This is a genomic window from Fusobacterium varium (assembly GCA_021531615.1).
Lineage (GTDB): Bacteria > Fusobacteriota > Fusobacteriia > Fusobacteriales > Fusobacteriaceae > Fusobacterium_A > Fusobacterium_A varium_C.
On the sequence record JADYUE010000109.1, the window covers coordinates 1 to 324 of the forward strand.

General features: G+C 30.2%; 1 protein-coding gene. It reads right to left on the minus strand.

The window, feature by feature from the left end; translation table 11 throughout:
* Nucleotides 1-57: 57 nt before the first annotated feature.
* On the minus strand, nucleotides 58-324 hold a 267-nt coding region (locus I6E31_12540), incomplete at its 5' end, for a helix-turn-helix domain-containing protein (GenBank protein MCF2640784.1).

Here is a 324-nt window from a genome sequence, read left to right on the forward strand (position 1 = left end):
AAGGTTTATAACAAAAAAAGCACGATTAATTCGTGCTTTTTGCTTTTCTATTAAATATTAATCTTCCAACATACAAACCAAGCTTTTACTGTATATCCTTATAGCTCTTCCATTTACCCTTCTAACCATTATCACATCATCATTAATCAAATTGTATATAGTATTTGTATGGACATTAAAATATTTAGCTACCTCTTTCACTGTTGTCCACTCTCCAAGAACTGCTATTATATCATCTAAAATCTCCCTATCAGATTCAGAAAGCCCCTTTATAACCTTCAAAATATAGCTTTCAACCTCTTTTTTTGCCTCTATAAATTTTGC